The organism is Corynebacterium sp. HMSC065H09, from assembly GCF_001812845.1.
In the GTDB taxonomy this organism is placed as follows: Bacteria; Actinomycetota; Actinomycetes; order Mycobacteriales; family Mycobacteriaceae; genus Corynebacterium; species Corynebacterium jeikeium_D.
Genome location: NZ_KV810585.1, coordinates 19,833 through 35,950, shown reverse-complemented (window position 1 = coordinate 35,950; position 16,118 = coordinate 19,833). Strand labels below are relative to the sequence as shown.

Sequence of the window (16,118 nt, the reverse complement as noted above, 5' to 3'; positions counted from 1 at the left end):
AACTTGGCGGCAGCCAACAGCAGATACGCGTCAGATACCGCCACAACTAGCCCCCGCCGCCCCGACTACGCCTTGTCCAGCCACTCCTGAGCGACCAACTCAGGGCTGGCGCCACCAGCCACAGCCCGGGTCATCAGCTTCAAGTCCTCAGTGCTCAGCGAACCCGCAATCTCATTGAGCACGCGGACTCGATCATCTCGGTCCAACGCTGGCTTGACGTAGAAAGGCACAAGCCATTGCGGCAAGTCAGCCCCAGCATTGTCAGCTGACACATCCGCGCAGCCCTGTGCCATGCCCGCGTCGGTGGCCATAACTTCACCCGGCAGCGACCGCGAAAATGCGTCGTACACACGGTCGCGCCACTCGCCGCTGAACTGCTTGTCCGGGGTGGAGTCGTCCGCGTATTCCTCCGCCAGTGAAGCCGCCGACGCAGGGTCGCTCAGGCCGAGTAGCTCACCTGTGCATCCGAAGGAGACCAGGACCGCTTCATTGCGTACGGCCCGCAACCGGTCGTCAGCATCGCGAATGCCGACGACCTCCGCTTGCCGCCCTATCCTCTCAAAGCTCTGCGCATACACGTACGCAAGAGCTGCTTGCTCAGGGTTGCGTAGGTCTGCCCCGACAGTCACCACCGCCTCCTGCTCGGGAGGAACGGGCATCTGCGGATCCAAATCAGAACATGCGGCAAGACCGAACCCCGTCGCCCCAGTGACCAATGCCAGGGCGGTAAAAGTGCACGCAGTAGCCGTGGAGCTACCCTTGCACCCCATTGAGCGGATGCGAAAGTGGAACCCGGCGTTCGCACGTCTAAAATCAATCATCGACACCAGCGTAACCTACGAACGGATTGTGAGGTCACCCAGAATGGGCGAAGAGAAAAGCCGCAACATCAGCGCTTCGGCGAAGGCTCGCAATCCGCGAACTAGCTCGGCCAGTCAAAGCCAAAAACCGTCGGCCACAGGAAAACCCGGTAAAACCACTCGGGCGACGAATGCGGCTAAATCCGCAGCGAAGTCGGCTGTCTCGAAGGTGACGCGCACCAACGGCTCGTCGTCAAGCACAGGAACAGGACAGTCGAGGGCGGTGCGCGATGCCCTGCGCGATTGCGGCGTCTACATCGGCGGCAAGCGGTTGCCGGGCACCTACGACCACTTCTCCGGGCTGTCCGAGGTACGGAATTTTGGCGAGGGCTTCACGTGGCTGTCGTTGTCGCGCCCCAACGCGACACAGATGGATGCCATCGCTGAGCTTTACGGGCTGGATGAGCTGACGGTGGAGGACGCACTGACTAACCGCCAGCGCCCCAAGATTGAGATCCACGATGATCACGTTGTTTTTGTTATTCGCTCGATTCACTACTCCCCGGAAGGTCTCGCGGATGACGAAAATGAGATTATTCGCTCCGGCCAGCTGATGATTGTTATCGGCCCGGAGTACGTCATCACCATTCGCATGGGCATGCCTAGCTCGGATATGCAGCGCATTAGCGCACGCGTGGAGAACACCACCGACGCCATCGACTACGGCCCCGCGGGCGTGCTGTGGGCACTGACGGACAACCTCGTCGATGCGTACCTGCGCATCGCTATGCAGCTGGAAGATCGCGTGGAGATCATGGAAGACGAAGTCTTCGAGCCGAACTTGGATTCGGATATTGAGGACATTTACATCCTCAAACGAGAGATTCTGGAAATGCGCCACGCGATCGATCCGCTGACACCGGCACTGCGCTCCCTGATGAATCTGCGGGAAGACATCATGCCTAAGGACGTCAGCCGTTATCTTTCCGATGTTCTCGACCACCAGCTCGCCGCCGCGGACCTCGTCTCCGGACTCGACGAACGACTCTCCGCCCTCATCGACGCCGCCGCCGTGAAAATCCAGCTGCAGCAGAACCAGGATATGCGTACCATCTCGGCGTACGCGGCTATTCTCGCCGTCCCGACCGCCCTGGCCGGCATCTACGGCATGAACTTTGACCACATGCCCGAGCTGCACTGGGAGTACGGCTACTTCATCGTCCTCGCCATCATGTTTGCCATCGTGGCGTTTTTGGTGTGGGTCCTGCGCCGCAACAAGTGGCTGTAGGTACTGCTTCTGGCAGGCATCGCTTTACGACGGATACAGCAACCTACCCGCGATTCCCACCGAGCGCCCGCTGCGCCAACAGGTCACGGGCCCGCTCGGCATTGCGGGGATTGCACAGGACGTCGTAGCGACGGGCAACAATCTCCGTAGTGCTCGAGAAATCCCGCTTGCCGTTTTGCATTGCGTACGGAACTGCGGCCAGCACGATGCCGAAGATGGCGCCCATACCGAGGCCAACAATCAGCGGGCTCACCCAATCTTCCTGGAAAAGCCCCAGAATCAGGCCGAAGAACAGGCCCATCCATAGGCCGTACAGTGCGCCGCCGCCGAGCACCTTCGGCCAGGTCAGCCTGCCGACTACGCGCTCCACCTGCATCAGGTCAACACCGACGATGGTGAGGTCGGAAACCGGGAACTCATCGCGATCACTGAGCGAATCCACCGCCGCCTGCGCGTCGGAGTAGTTGGTGAAACTGCCCACCGGCCACCCCTCGGGCACCTGGCGCTGAGGCAACCGGGACTTCATGCTCTGTTCCCGGCCGCTCCCCCAACCGCTGCCCGCTTCCCCATTTGCCATCGGTACTCTCACCGTTCCCTTGCAGTTGTTGTCACAGTAAATGGTGACTCAGTTGCTGAAAATATTGCTAAAACTATCGCCAAAAGGCGTTCTATCAAGGACAACGTCAGACGATTGGCAATTGTTCCACCGACTGGTCCGCCGCCCATTCCACCGCCACCGCTCTTGCCGGAAGGGTTGGTCGCTGTGACCGTCGTAAAGCGGCAAACTACTGATTTTGTCAGTAGTTCTTTGTCTTGCGGGGTCTCACGATAAGATTCACTACATAATGTCTACGATTACTGAAGCTGAAGTTCGCACCGCCCTGGCGCAGGTCGAAGATCCTGAGGTACGTCGCCCGATTACCGAGATTGGCATGGTCAAGTCCATCTCGGTGGCGGACAACAATGACGTGGCCGTGGAGATTTACCTCACCATTGCCGGTTGCCCCATGAAAAACACCATCATCGAGCGCACCGAAGAGGCGCTGAACGGTATCGAGGGCGTTGGCAACGTCACCGTCACCACCGATGTGATGAATGACGAGCAGCGCCGCGAGTTCCGCAACGCCGTCCGCGGCACCGCCTCCGAGCCTGTGATCCCGTTTGCCCAGCCGGACTCCCGCACCCGCGTGTTCGCCGTCGCCTCCGGTAAGGGTGGCGTCGGTAAGTCCTCCGTGACCGTGAACCTCGCCGCCGCGCTGGCCGCGAAGGGCCTTTCTGTCGGTGTCCTCGATGCCGACGTCTACGGACACTCCATCCCGCACATGATGGGCTCCGAGGAAAAGCCGCACCAGGTCGACGACATGATCATGCCTCCGCAGGCGCACGGCGTGTCACTGATTTCTATCGGACACTTCGTCGACGACAACGCACCGGTTGTCTGGCGTGGGCCAATGCTGCACCGCGCTATCCAGCAGTTCCTCGCAGACGTGTTCTGGGGCGACCTGGACGTCCTGCTTTTCGACCTGCCCCCGGGAACCGGCGACATCGCCATCTCCGTGGCGCAGCTCGTGCCGAACGCTGAGCTGCTGATTGTTACTACCCCGCAGATGGCCGCCGCCGAGGTCGCAGAGCGCGCCGGCACCATTTCGCTGCAGACCCGCCAGCGCATCGCCGGTGTCATCGAGAACATGAGCTGGATGGAGATGCCGGACGGCTCCAAGATGGAGGTCTTCGGCGCAGGTGGCGGCGAGACCGTTGCCCGTCGTCTTACCCAGATCACCGGCGGAAAGGTCGAGCTGCTCGGCCAGGTGCCGCTGGACACAGAGCTACGCGAAGGCGGCGACAAGGGCACCCCGATTGTCCTGTCCAAGCCGGATTCGGGCGCGGGCGAGGCCCTGAACGCCATCGCTGACAAGCTGGTTGTTCGTCGCGAGTCGCTCGCAGGCAAGTCGCTCGGCCTGGGCGTGACTCCGAAGTAGGCCTTCGCTTTACGACGATCACAGCGACGCCCCCTCCCCGGTAGTTTCGGTGCCGGGAAGGGGGCGTCTGCTTTTGTGGCTGCGGTGTCTGGGGCGTATGTGTTGTGGGTGTTTTCGGCGGTGCATCCATCAAAGTGGCTGCGTGCACTTACTGACTAGGTTTATGACAGTTTCGTGACAAAATTTGTGCTCAAAGTGTCATAAACCTAGTCAGTAACTTGCGGTCGGGAACGGTTTGCAACCTCTATAGGTTGTCGTCGTCAACCCAGGCCTGCACCCCACGGGGCTGCTGAGGTTGTTGCGGCTGCTGTGGTGTTTGTTGCGCTTGCTGTTGGCGGGCCTGGGCAACTGGATCCTGCCACGTTCCCGGCTGCTGGGCTGGCTGCTGAGCCGACTGCGGGAGCGGCTGCTGCGACGGAGCCGGCTGCACTGGCTGGTTCGTATTGGACTGCTGGTACTGCTGACCCGCAGGCCCGGCCGCTCCTGCCGCTCCTGCAGCTCCGGCTGCACCAGTTCCGCCACCACCCGCTGCGGGCTTACCGGAGAGCATGTCCAGGTAGGTGTCATCGCCGTCGAAAAGCGTCCTGGTGATGGCGGTCTTCGGGTTGAGACGACGGAGATCGTTGAGCTCCTGCAGCGGCTTGCGAAGATCGTCGAAGTCTTCACCGAACTCGTCCGAGAGGTTATCGCGTGCGTCATTGATTGCGGTGCGCGCAGCCAGAAGCAATGCGCGGACGTCCTCAATTACCTTCGGCAACCGCTCAGGTCCGATGAGAATTAGTCCGAGGATAAAGAGGACAAGAATCTCGCCCCAGCCAACATTAGAAAACACGTTATACCACCTTAGTTACAGTGCACCTCGCATGCAGCATTGCGCGGCCAAATCCACCAAATCTGCCAAATCCGCAGAAACCAGCCGAAACCGGTCGAAACCAGCGCCCCCCCTACTCCGGCGTGATCTTCGCCTCCAGCTCGGCTCCGTGGCGAACGATCTTCAATACCGCCTCATTACCAGCGCCAACAGTCCACAGCGCCACCGTGAGCTCATCTGCGGACGATACCGCGCGGTCTCCCACAGCCGTAATCACATCGCCTTCCTGCAGGCCTTCCCGGTCGGCAACGCCTCCCGGCAGGATGCTGGCAATCTCGGCACCAGTCAGTGCGCCATTGGAAACCGTGCGCGCTGTCACGCCAATCCCCGGATGAACCGGCTGCTCACCGGCGATGAGCTGCTCCGCGATGGCAACGGCTGAATTGATTGGAATCGCAAAGCCCAACCCCTGTGAGCCACCCGAACTACTGAAAATCACCGTATTAATACCGATAATGGCACCGCGGATATCCACCAGTGGACCACCCGAGTTACCCGGGTTGATGGAGGCATCGGTCTGAATCGCATCGGCGTAACCGTCCGTGTCGGTCCCCTCAGCAGCCAGGCGCACCGGGCGATTGAGCGCCGAGACAATGCCCGAGGTCACCGTGCCGCCAAGCCCCTGCGGCGAGCCCATCGCAATCACTGTGTCACCGACCGCAACCGCGTTGGAATCACCAAGCTGCGCCACAGTCAGCCCCGCAACATCTTCGACCTTAATCACAGCGAGGTCGGTCTTCGGGTCGCGGCCAATAATCTTGGCCGGCACTTCCTTCAGCTTTCCGCCGTCCCAAAACGTTACGGAGACCTGCATATCCTGCCGGTCCGCCACCGCCGAAACGACGTGGTTATTCGTCAAAATATGACCGTCACCATCAATGACAAACCCCGAGCCCACGCCCGAGACCTCACCGGCACTGACCGCAATCGACACCACCGCGGGACGAAGAGCCTCCGCCACCTTGCCGATTTCAGTCAAATCACCGTTGCCCGGCCGCCCCTCGATCTGCTGCAGCTCCACACGCTGGTAGTCCGAGCGGAAAGTCTTGCCAGCCCAACCGCCAACAAAGCCGCCAACACCGCCAATGAGCAGCACCACGGCCGACGACGCCGCGATCACACGCCACGGCACCTCGCGGCCAAAAATCACTTCCCGCGCGCTGACGCGGGGAGCCGTCTTCGGGCGAGGCTTCTTTTTCGCTTCGGGTTTGCGGGCTGGACGCCCCGTCGTCATGCGTGACGACGAATCCTGCCACGGCGAATACTCTTGGGCGGTGGCACTGGTGTCGTCGTCAAGCTTCTGCCCTGGAGCACGCTGTAACCCGCCAGTTGCGGCGGCACGATCGGAGTCCGGGGCAAACGCGGAATCATCGAAAGAGCGATGTTTGCCCACTAGTGACTACCACCTTTACGAAAACCGCGAACAATCTGCTCCAACGCGGCACTCAGCGACTCCGGCGGACGGTGCGCGAGATGCCGCGCCGACCGATGGGGCTCTGAGTCCTCGCAACTGCCTGCGAAATCAGCAATACGAGCGCGCAGCTCAGCTGGAATGTGCAAGGGCGCGCTATCACGCAGACGCTTGGCCGCCTGCCGCTGCTTCGCGACCTCCCGGCGACATTCCGGGCATGCCATCAGGTGCGCCTGCGCACGACGCTCAGCTACGACCGACAACTCGCCGTCAACAAAAGCGGCAATTGCCTCGGTGCCGAGATGCTCCGTTGACAAAAAACGCTTGTCATCGCCCTGCTGAATCACAGACTGCAGCACCTCCAGAAATCGCACCTATTTAACTAGCCCCACAATAGCCGCTCCCGCGGATTGAGTGCGGGAAATCTAGCCTGCGGTGACCGACTCCGGCAGCTCCTGTCGTTCCTTCTCCAGGCGCTCCAACGTCGCCCGCAAGCTGGAACGTGCCCGGTGAATACGCGAACGCACAGTGCCCATCTTGAGCCCAAGGGTGCTGGCAATTTCCTCGTAGGTCAGCCCCACCACATCACAGAGGACAACCACCGCGCGATAGTCCGGCTGCAGCTCAGCCAGCGCGATTTCCAAATCCGGGTCGAGCATCGCGTCATCGACGGCCTGCTCCGGGGTCTTCAGCGTACCCGGGACACGGTCGTAGTTCTCCGGCAACGCCTCCATCCGGATGACCTGCCGATGCCGGACCATATCCAAAAACAGGTTAGTGGTAATCCGATGCAGCCAGCCTTCAAAAGTGCCGGGACGGTATGACTTCAGCGAGCGGAACACACGCATGAATGTCTCCTGCGTCAGGTCTTCCGCGTCCTGCTGGTTACCAGTCAACCGATATGCGAGCCCATAAACACTATCCGCGTGGGCCTGAACCAGCTCCGACCACGACGGCATCTCCCCCACACCTGCGTCAAAAGCCGCGGTGCCGGACAGTTGCTCAGTTACGTCAGCGGACGCGGCGTCCTCGCGGCTGGCGCCTGCGCTGACTCGTTCGGACTTGACTCGTTCGGGCATGAAGTTCAGTGTTCCTTACCAACCTTAGGTTTGTAGTGACCTTACCCTGAAAATAGTTTGAGAGTCCAGACAAGTTTGAGGCTTGTTTACCCACCTAGTCCGGCACTGACCGGCGCGCCCCGCTACCCTGCCCGAAGTTTTTTCCTACGCTATAAAGCGTGTCCGAAACGAGTTCTTCTGCTACCCCGCTATCCGCACGTGACGCTATTGCACAGCACGTCAACAACACGACCGTAGTCTCCGAGGCCCTTGAAAGCGCCCGAGTGAGCGCTCGCGAATACGGAGTTGCCGTCCCCGATACGATGACCGGCGCCGCTTTGACCTCGCTCATGGCTCTGACCAGTGCCCGCCGCGACGGTCACCCTGCCGCTGTCATCGCATCGCCTGCGGCAGGCGTCGTCGGTTTGCACCTGGCCGCGGGTCTCGGCGATGACGGCGTTCTCACCTGCATCGACCCGGAGCTCGAGCACCAGTCTCTGGCGAAGTCCGCTTTCCGAGCCGCAGGCATCCGCCCCAACCGACAGCGCTTCCTGCCCTCGCAGCCACTGGAGGTCATGGATCGACTGGCCGCCGACTCCTACGACTTGGTCTACTTGGACGTCGCCCCGGCGATCCTCCGCGCCGCCCAGGAAAAGGCCTGGCCGCTGCTTCGCTCCGGTGGCGCGCTCGTCCTGACCGGCGCGCTCCTCGACGGCACTGTCGCTGACTCGTCACGCACTGACCGTGACACCGTCGCTGCCCGTGAAGCCGACGAATATATGCTCCAGCTTGACGACGCTTACGTGATGCGCCTACCTCTAGCAGCTGGCACCACTGTGCTGGTGAAGAAGTAGTTTTCTACTGTTGGCCGGCTGGCTAGCGGCAGCGGTGGGCCGAGCCGAGTTACTGACTGCGTTTATGACAGCGGCGGCGGGTCAAGCCAAGTTACTGACTGCGTTTATGACAAAAGTGACCCGAAAAATGGCGTGAAAGTGTCATAAACTCACACAGTTTCACATTTGCAGCCCGTATTCACATGCGAAGCCCGTGATTTTTGGGGTTGCCGGTTTTGGGCTAGGTAGCAACTAGGCAGCAAAAAGGGTTAAAGGAGAAAAGGCACGTACCCCACGGTACGTGCCTTTTGCAGCCGCTCGGACTCAACCAGCCTAGATAACCTGGTTCTTACCAACGGCCACAACGCCGCCAGCGCTGACCTTGAAGCGCTCTGCGTCCTTCTCCGGATCGACACCGATAATGGCGCCATCTGAAACTACAACGTTCTTGTCCAAAATCGCGTGGCGAACCACTGCTCCGCGGCCGACGCGAACGCCTGGGAAGAGAACCGAGCCCTCCACCGTCGCGCCGTCCTCGACCACAACGTTGGTGCTAATCACCGAGTTGCGGACCGTACCACCGGAGACAATCGAACCAGCACCGACCATCGAAGCCTGAGCAATACCGCCCTGGACGAACTTGGCCGGAGGCAGGTTCTCCTCCGAGAAGGTGTGGATTGGCCACTTCTTGTTGTAGAGGTTAAACACCGGGTGGACGGAAATCAGGTCCATGTTGGCCTCGTAGAAGGCATCGATGGTACCGACATCACGCCAGTAGCCCTTGTCACGTTCGGTCTCACCAGGAACGTAGCTGTCCTTGAAGTCCCAGACGAAAGCTTCGCCCTCCTCTACCAGCATCGGAATGATGTTTCCGCCCATGTCATGGTCGGAGTTTTCATCTTCCGAGTCACGCTTAATAGCGTCGATAAGCGCGGAGGTAGTGAAGATGTAGTTACCCATCGACGCGAACGTCGAGTTCGGGTCATCCGGGGTGCCGGGCGGATCTGCCGGCTTCTCCAGGAACTCGGTGATTCGGTTGTTGTCATCGGCATCGATGACACCGAATGCGCTGGCCTCAGAACGCGGGACGCGGATACCAGCGACGGTCACGCCAGCGCCAGACTCGATGTGGGCCTCCAGCATCTGCTGCGGATCCATGCGATAGACGTGGTCGGCACCGAAGACGATGACGTACTCCGGATCCTCGTCATAAACCAAATTCAGTGACTGCAGAATCGCGTCCGCCGAACCGGTGAACCAGCGCTTACCCAGACGCTGCTGAGCCGGCACCGGGGTAACGTACTGGCCGGTAATGCCGGACAGCTGCCACGCCTGCGAAATGTGACGGTCGAGCGAGTGGGACTTGTACTGGGTCAGCACACAGATCTTCAGAAAACCTGCGTTGACCAGGTTCGACAGCACGAAGTCGATAAGCCGATAGCTACCACCGAAAGGCACGGCGGGCTTAGCGCGGTCTTCCGTCAGCGGGAAGAGACGCTTGCCTTCGCCACCGGCAAGGACAATGGACAAAACATGTGGTTGACTCCTCACACCAACCAACCTATATGCGATTTACGTTCCTCGCTGCCAGTCTCCCCTCCCCGCTACCCACACCCAGGCATATCAAGCGACGGAAATTGTCAAATCTGGTTACGCTGGAACTATGCGTGTTGCCATGATGACCAAGGAATACCCTCCGGAGATTTACGGCGGAGCAGGTGTTCACGTAACTGAACTGACTCGTTTCATGCGCGGCCTCGACGGCGTTGACGTCGATGTGCACTGCATGGGTGCTCCTCGCGATGAGGCGGATGTATATGTCCACGGCGTTGACCCGGAGCTGAAGGATGCCAACGCCTCGATTAAGACGCTGTCCACGGGGTTGCGCATGGCAAATGCCGCCGCGGCAACCGACATTGATGTCGTCCACTCTCACACCTGGTACTCAGGCCTGGGCGGTCACCTCACTGGTCTGCTCAAGGGCATTCCGCATGTGGCAACCGCGCACTCACTGGAGCCGCACCGCCCATGGAAGCGCGAGCAGCTTGGCGGCGGTTACGACGTTTCCAGCTGGTCCGAGCGCAATGCTATGGAGTACGCAGACGCTGTCATTGCTGTTTCCGCGCGCATGAAGGACGCCATCCTGGATGCCTACCCGCGTATCTCCCCCGACAAGGTCCACGTTGTCCTGAACGGTATCGACACCGAGCTGTGGTACCCGCGCCCGACGTGGGAAGAGTCCAAGGAACAGAACGGCTGGTCTGTCCTGGAGGAGCTCGGCGTTGACCCGTCTCGCCCGATGGTCGCGTTCGTCGGCCGCATCACCCGTCAGAAGGGTGTCGCTCATTTGGTCAAGGCCGCATCGCTTTTCGACGACGGTGTGCAGCTCGTTCTGTGCGCCGGCGCTCCGGACACCCCGGAAATCGCGAAGGAGACTGAGCAGCTCGTCCATGACCTCCAGGAGAAGCGCGATGGCATTTTCTGGGTGCAGGACATGCTGCCGAAGGAGAAGATCCAGGAGATTCTGACGGCCGCGGATTCCTTCGTCTGCCCGTCCATCTACGAGCCGCTGGGCATCGTTAACCTCGAGGCTATGGCCTGTGGCACCGCCGTTGTCGCCTCTGATGTCGGCGGTATTCCGGAGGTTGTCGTCGATGGTGAAACCGGCACTCTGGTTCACTACGACGAGTCCGATCCGGAGGGCTTCGAACGAGGCATCGCTGCCGCTGTCAACAACATGGTCGCCGACCGCGACCGCGCTGCCAAGGTTGGCCAGGCGGGTAAGAAGCGCGCTGAAGATGTGTTTAGCTGGGAGAACATCGCTCAGCAGACCGTCGAGGTCTATAAGTCTTTGATGTAGCTGGCTGTCTGCGAGACGCCACGGATGCGCGGCGAACGGAGTCTCCTCATAAGGCCCATCGCTTCCGAGAAGGAAGCGGTGGGCCTTTTTTAGCCTTTTTACTAACCCCGTTCAGGACATTTACTTATGCCTTTGCCCACTTTCCTAAACCTAATTTAAGTTTTGGCTGAATTTATCATTCCTGGTCAATAGCATACTGAGTATGAGATTCACTAAGAAGGTGGCAGCAGTTGGTGCCGCCATTGCCATAGCGCTAGCGGGTGCAGTACCGCATCAGGCGCTCGCTACAGAAGTAGCCCCATCCCCTAGTACCGCTACCATCACCGAGCGTGGTCCCCTTGGACAGTCCGGTCGCTGGTTTACCGACGGTGACGGCCGTGCTTTCCTCACTCAGGGATCGAACATCGTCTACAAGCACGATCCTTACACCCCAGAGGCCGGAGGCTTTAACGAGGACGATGCTGACTGGCTCGTGCAGCAGGGCTTCGACTCCATGCGAGTCGGCATTATCTGGAAAGCAGTAGAGCCAAAGCCCGGCGAGTACAACGACGAATACCTGGATTCCATTGCCCGCACTATCTCCATGCTCACTGAGCGTGGAATCGCGGTCTTGGTCGATGCCCACCAGGACATGTACAACGAGAAGTTCGAAGGCGAATTTGCCCCGGATTGGGCTGTCATTGACGACGGGGTTCCCAGCCTCTTAAAGGTTGGCTTCCCCGCTAACCAGGCTCTCAATATCGGACTCATTAGGGCATGCGACAACTTCCTGAATAACCGCGAAGGGCCAGGCGGCGTTGGGTTGCAGGAGCGTTACGCAGCCATGTGGGGCCATGTCGCCAAACGCCTTGGCGACATGCCGGGACTGATGGGCTACGACATCATAAATGAACCGTGGCCAGGCTCCGCATACCCACTGTGCTATCTGGCTCTCGGCGACTGCGGCCCGGCTAAGGAAAAGCTCGATGAACTGCACCAGAAGGCTGCCAATCAGATTGTCGACAAGGACCCGGACGCTATTGTCCACTACGAGCCCTACTCCATGTGGAACACCGGATTGAACACGAATCCGGCAGCCCCGGAGGTTCCTGAAACCGCTGGTACGGCCCTCAGCTGGCATGTCTACTGCACCACGAATGCCCTGTTCAACACCTACACGGGCTGTGACTTCTTCGATGGTCGTACCTTCGACAATGCGGAAATCGTCTCATCCGGTAACGGCTCGGCCACACTGCTGTCCGAGTTCGGTGCGACCGACGATGCCGATACCCTCAATGGCGTAATTTCGCTTGCCCGCCGCCACATGGTCGGCTGGCAGTACTGGTCCTACTGCGGATGCAACGACCCGACGACGCAGAACCAGAAGGAACAGGGCATGGTCTTCGACCCTACTGTTCCAGGACCTGTAGGTGCCGATGCCTTCAACCGCGACAAGATGACCATCCTCGCCGCTCCACACCTGCGAGCGGTCGCAGGCACCCCGCAGGCTACTGACTGGAACCGCGACACCCGTGTCTACAAGGCCAGCTGGAACAATAGCCGCGTCGACGGCACCGGAGTTTTCGCACCTGGTTCCACCAGCGAGCTCGTTGTGCCCTCAATCAACTTCCCGAATGGGTTCACAGTGAATGTCGAGGGTGGCCACGCCACTGTCGCTGCCGATGGCCAGACGGTTCATATCGTCTCCACTGCTGACCACGTGTCAGTCACCATCCGGCCGAAGTAGAACCAACCGCTCGATTCACCAAATCACGCCCTGTGGATTCTTCCGCAGGGCGTTTTTCGTGCCGCAGGGTCCTCCCACACCATCGGACCGAAAACGCCGAACAAACTGAGCCACAAGCACCGCGAATATAATGGCTTCCATGACCACTCACGAGAATTTTCCAACGGTCCGACACACAATTTTCCAAAACTCACTGATGTCCGCACTGCTCGATGGCATCTACGACGGCGAGATGACCATTGGCGAAATCCTTGGTCATGGCAACTTCGGCATCGGCACCTTCGACGGTCTCGATGGCGAAATGGTAATCCTCGACGGTGTTTGCTGGCAGGTGCGTCACGACGGCTCCGCGACCCGGGCCACCATGGATCAGCGCAGCCCCTACACGGTGGTGACCAACTTCGTTCCCCACACGGTGATGGATGCGCCGGAAAACCTGACTCGCAAGGAAATTAGCCCCATCATCGATTCCCTGGTGCCGAGCCAAAATTTTATGTACGCACTGCGGATTACCGGCGAATTTGAGTGGGTGAAGACTCGAACCGTCGTAAAGCAGGAAAAGCCGTACCAGAAGATGGTTGATGCGACGGAAGAAGACGCGTCGGTTGATTTTGAGAACCTGCGGGGCACGATTGCGGGCTTCCGCACGCCGGTGTACGAGAAGGGAATTTCGGTGCCCGGCTGTCACGTGCACTTCCTTGCGGAAGGCGGCACCGGCGGCGGGCATGTGCTGGACTTTAAGCTGCGCTCGGGCACTATCGAGTTGTGCCCGGGCACTGACCTGCAGCTTCGCCTTCCGCTAACGGCGGAATTCTCGGATGCTGACCTGGATCCGGAAGACCTGGACGAGCAGATTCACAAAACCGAGGTCAAGGAGTAAACGCTAGTCTCCCGGGCGGCCAAGACGAGTGACGTAGGCACGGGCGGTGACGTGCATCTCTGCAGGTAGCGCCGCAATGCGTTCCTGCAGCACCTCCGGGTGAATATGGCGTGCCGACGGGCTCATACCGATCTGTGCGGCGATTGCACCCTGGTTGAGGTTCATACCGAACTCCACCAGCTCCGGGTCGCCAACAGGCACGAGGTGCCCCTCTGCCTGGGAAATCATGCGCTCGACCTTGCCGCGCTCGACATCAATGATGCCCAGTGGCTCACGAAGCTCACCCAAGTGACCAGTGGTGGCAGTCAGAACCACAACCTGGCCGCCCGGCTTGAGCACGCGAGCGAACTCCTCCGCGTTGCGAGGTGCGAAGACGACTGTAAGCGCATCGATGGAGCCATCACGCAGCGGCAGACGCGCCCACGCATCGGCCACAACCGCACCGAGCCGCGGGTGACTCTTGGCCAGGTGCTTGGCGGCCGGCACTGAGACGTCGATGCCCACGCCCCGGGAATTGGGAATGCTGTCCAGCGTGTGTGCGAGGTAATAACCAGTGCCCGCACCGACTTCGCAGATGACTGGGCTGGCGGCCTCGGACACGTTGGCGTCGTCAAGCACGTCCTGGACGTTGCCTGTAACTGCCTCAACGAATGGAGCATAGTGGCCACCAGAGAGGAACTCCTCGCGGGCGGTAATCATCTTGGCGTCATCGCCGGTGTAGCGCAGGCCAGCCCCACCGGCGAGCGTAACGTAACCCTGGCGGGCGACATCATAGCTATGTCCGGATTCGGACTTCAGAGTCATTCGTTCGGCATCACCAAACTTCAAATCAGTGCCATCGATGGGGTCAGCAAGCACATCAATGATGTCAGCTAGCACGTCGGTCACTCCTCAAACTGAGCTAGAAAAATAATTTTCACTATCTTAGCCCGTGTCGAGCTCAGCCAAGTAACTCCAATGCGAGTTACTGACTACGTTTATGACAAAAATTGCCCGAAAACTGGATTGAAAGTGTCATAAACTCGCACAGTTTCACATTTGCAGCCCGTACTTTTTGTTCATAAACCCTCATTCGAGCCGTTATCACCTGAAGAAGAAAAGGCGACCTACACCACCTGTGTAGGTCGCCGCTGGGTCAAGACCGGTCAGACCCGGCCACTACCCCACTACTCTGCTACTCCACTACTGCTACAAGCTCTGCACCGAGCTCCTTGGCTTCCTCCGGGGACAGTTCCACCACCAGGCGCCCACCACCATCTGCGGGGACGCGCATTACAATCTTCTTGCCCTCTTTAACTGCCTCCAGCGGACCATCACCGGTACGCGGCTTCATTGCTGCCATGTGAACTCCTTCGTTCTAAGACAATGTCGATGCAGGAGACGACCAGCCACCCCAGCTCGGCTGTGGTAGCCAGGAGATTGACAATCCCGGTTCAAGACCTCGGTCTACGACCCCGGCTCAAGATCCCGGTTTAGAATCCCTGTCGGCATTTTCGACTACTTCTCTTCATCATAGTCCTTTGTTTCACGCAGCGGCATGGGTGAAGCGCCTCAAACTACGCCCCTTACACCAGCCCACGCACCGGATGCAGTGGCGCAAAATCACCGGAAATAGCCAGAGTCATACGGCAAACATCAAGGGTTTCGGACACCTGATGCGAACGGAACACCGCAACGCCGGCAGCTGCCGCATGGGCGGTCGCAGCCAAGGTGCCGGGCACACGCTGCTCGACCGGGCGGTCCAAAGTCTCACCGACGAAGTCCTTATTCGACAGCGCCATGAGCACCGGCCATCCTGTAGCCACGAGCTCATTGCAGCGCCGCAGAAGTTCGAGGCCGTGGTAGGTGTTCTTGCCGAAGTCGTGGGTGGGATCGATGAGGATGCGGTCCTCCGGCACGCCAGCGTCCACTGCCCTCTGGGCGAGCTTGCCGGTTTCTGAGATGACATCGTCCACGACGTCGTCGTAACGCACGCGAACCGGATTGGTGCGTGGCAGTGCTCCACCGGTGTGTGAGCAGACGTAACCCATCCCGTGGGCGCCAGCGACTTCCAGCAGCTCCGGGTCATGGCCTGCCCAAGTGTCGTTGATGAGGTTGGCGCCAGCTTTGATGGCGGCCTCCCCGACTTCGGCGCGCCAGGTGTCGACGCTGATGTGCAGGTCAGGATAGCGCTCGCGGACCTTCGCGATGGTCGGCACCACGCGCTCAATCTCCTCGGCAACAGTTACTTCCGCACCGATACCAGCCTTGACGCCGCCAATATCGACAATGCCTGCGCCGGTAGCTACAACTTCGTCGACGCGAGCAAGCGCGGCCTCCTCCGCAGCCGTTGCGCCACGGTCATAGAAGGAATCCGGGGTGCGATTGACGATGGCCATCACCGTCGGCACCGCGGAGTCCTGATAAAAACTC

The 16,118-nt window shown here is 59.9% G+C and carries 16 protein-coding genes; 6 read left to right on the top strand and 10 right to left on the bottom strand.

Annotated features, from left to right (window positions below; all coding sequences use genetic code 11):
• Positions 1 to 65: 65 nt before the first annotated feature.
• On the bottom strand, positions 66 to 821 hold the full coding sequence (locus tag HMPREF2878_RS04120) for a type 2 periplasmic-binding domain-containing protein (protein ID WP_070429353.1): 756 nt from the start codon (positions 819 to 821) through the stop codon (positions 66 to 68).
• Positions 822 to 864: 43 nt separating this feature from the next.
• Between HMPREF2878_RS04120 and HMPREF2878_RS04115 the strand changes: the two genes are divergently transcribed.
• Positions 865 to 2,088: a magnesium and cobalt transport protein CorA gene (locus HMPREF2878_RS04115; RefSeq protein WP_070652893.1), complete on the top strand. Its 1,224-nt coding sequence runs from the start codon at positions 865 to 867 to the stop codon at positions 2,086 to 2,088.
• Positions 2,089 to 2,131: 43 nt separating this feature from the next.
• Here HMPREF2878_RS04115 and HMPREF2878_RS04110 read toward each other — a convergent pair whose 3' ends face one another.
• Positions 2,132 to 2,614 (bottom strand): YflT domain-containing protein, encoded by a 483-nt coding sequence (locus tag HMPREF2878_RS04110; RefSeq protein ID WP_042388577.1) that lies wholly within the window; start codon positions 2,612 to 2,614, stop codon positions 2,132 to 2,134.
• A gap of 319 nt (positions 2,615 to 2,933) precedes the next feature.
• Between HMPREF2878_RS04110 and HMPREF2878_RS04105 the strand changes: the two genes are divergently transcribed.
• Positions 2,934 to 4,067 (top strand): Mrp/NBP35 family ATP-binding protein, encoded by a 1,134-nt coding sequence (locus HMPREF2878_RS04105; protein WP_049193006.1) that lies wholly within the window; start codon positions 2,934 to 2,936, stop codon positions 4,065 to 4,067.
• 244 nt (positions 4,068 to 4,311) lie between these two features.
• Here HMPREF2878_RS04105 and tatB read toward each other — a convergent pair whose 3' ends face one another.
• The 4 genes from tatB to sigE form a co-directional block, all read right to left on the bottom strand.
• Positions 4,312 to 4,899 (bottom strand): Sec-independent protein translocase protein TatB, encoded by a 588-nt coding sequence (gene tatB, locus HMPREF2878_RS04100; protein ID WP_070652892.1) that lies wholly within the window; start codon positions 4,897 to 4,899, stop codon positions 4,312 to 4,314.
• A gap of 112 nt (positions 4,900 to 5,011) precedes the next feature.
• Positions 5,012 to 6,331 (bottom strand): S1C family serine protease, encoded by a 1,320-nt coding sequence (locus HMPREF2878_RS04095; RefSeq protein ID WP_070652891.1) that lies wholly within the window; start codon positions 6,329 to 6,331, stop codon positions 5,012 to 5,014.
• Entirely contained in the window at positions 6,331 to 6,723 is a 393-nt protein-coding gene (locus HMPREF2878_RS04090; RefSeq protein WP_052317810.1) for an anti-sigma factor family protein, read from the bottom strand. Before HMPREF2878_RS04090 ends, HMPREF2878_RS04095 begins: the two co-directional genes overlap by 1 nt.
• A gap of 51 nt (positions 6,724 to 6,774) precedes the next feature.
• Complete coding sequence (sigE, locus tag HMPREF2878_RS04085; protein ID WP_049193704.1) at positions 6,775 to 7,428, bottom strand: RNA polymerase sigma factor SigE; 654 nt, start codon at positions 7,426 to 7,428, stop codon at positions 6,775 to 6,777.
• 158 nt (positions 7,429 to 7,586) lie between these two features.
• Here sigE and HMPREF2878_RS04080 point away from each other — a divergent pair, with 158 nt between their 5' ends.
• Positions 7,587 to 8,261 carry an O-methyltransferase gene (locus HMPREF2878_RS04080; RefSeq protein WP_049189280.1) on the top strand — a complete coding sequence of 225 codons (675 nt, stop codon included), beginning with the start codon at positions 7,587 to 7,589 and terminating at the stop codon, positions 8,259 to 8,261.
• 312 nt (positions 8,262 to 8,573) lie between these two features.
• Here HMPREF2878_RS04080 and glgC read toward each other — a convergent pair whose 3' ends face one another.
• Positions 8,574 to 9,791 (bottom strand): glucose-1-phosphate adenylyltransferase, encoded by a 1,218-nt coding sequence (gene glgC / locus HMPREF2878_RS04075; protein WP_042388575.1) that lies wholly within the window; start codon positions 9,789 to 9,791, stop codon positions 8,574 to 8,576.
• A gap of 112 nt (positions 9,792 to 9,903) precedes the next feature.
• Between glgC and glgA the strand changes: the two genes are divergently transcribed.
• The 3 genes from glgA (at position 9,904) to budA (ending at position 13,706) form a co-directional block, all read left to right on the top strand.
• Complete coding sequence (gene glgA / locus HMPREF2878_RS04070; protein WP_070546826.1) at positions 9,904 to 11,100, top strand: glycogen synthase; 1,197 nt, start codon at positions 9,904 to 9,906, stop codon at positions 11,098 to 11,100.
• A gap of 202 nt (positions 11,101 to 11,302) precedes the next feature.
• A complete protein-coding gene (locus HMPREF2878_RS04065) occupies positions 11,303 to 12,826 on the top strand; it encodes a glycoside hydrolase family 5 protein (protein ID WP_070652890.1) in 1,524 nt (507 codons plus the stop codon).
• Between the two features lie 130 nt (positions 12,827 to 12,956).
• On the top strand, positions 12,957 to 13,706 hold the full coding sequence (gene budA / locus HMPREF2878_RS04060; RefSeq protein WP_080969585.1) for an acetolactate decarboxylase: 750 nt from the start codon (positions 12,957 to 12,959) through the stop codon (positions 13,704 to 13,706).
• Between the two features lie 3 nt (positions 13,707 to 13,709).
• Here the strand turns inward: budA and HMPREF2878_RS04055 are convergent, their stop codons facing one another.
• The 3 genes from HMPREF2878_RS04055 to folP all read right to left on the bottom strand — a co-directional run bounded on the left by HMPREF2878_RS04055 (position 13,710) and on the right by folP (position 16,084).
• Positions 13,710 to 14,585 carry a methyltransferase domain-containing protein gene (locus tag HMPREF2878_RS04055; protein ID WP_048732862.1) on the bottom strand — a complete coding sequence of 292 codons (876 nt, stop codon included), beginning with the start codon at positions 14,583 to 14,585 and terminating at the stop codon, positions 13,710 to 13,712.
• Positions 14,586 to 14,880: 295 nt separating this feature from the next.
• Positions 14,881 to 15,048 carry a DUF3117 domain-containing protein gene (locus HMPREF2878_RS04050; protein ID WP_005509573.1) on the bottom strand — a complete coding sequence of 56 codons (168 nt, stop codon included), beginning with the start codon at positions 15,046 to 15,048 and terminating at the stop codon, positions 14,881 to 14,883.
• 223 nt (positions 15,049 to 15,271) lie between these two features.
• The gene (folP, locus tag HMPREF2878_RS04045; RefSeq protein ID WP_070652962.1) at positions 15,272 to 16,084 is read right to left on the bottom strand and encodes a dihydropteroate synthase; all 813 of its coding nucleotides are present in this window, start codon (positions 16,082 to 16,084) and stop codon (positions 15,272 to 15,274) included.
• Positions 16,085 to 16,118: the final 34 nt, after the last annotated feature.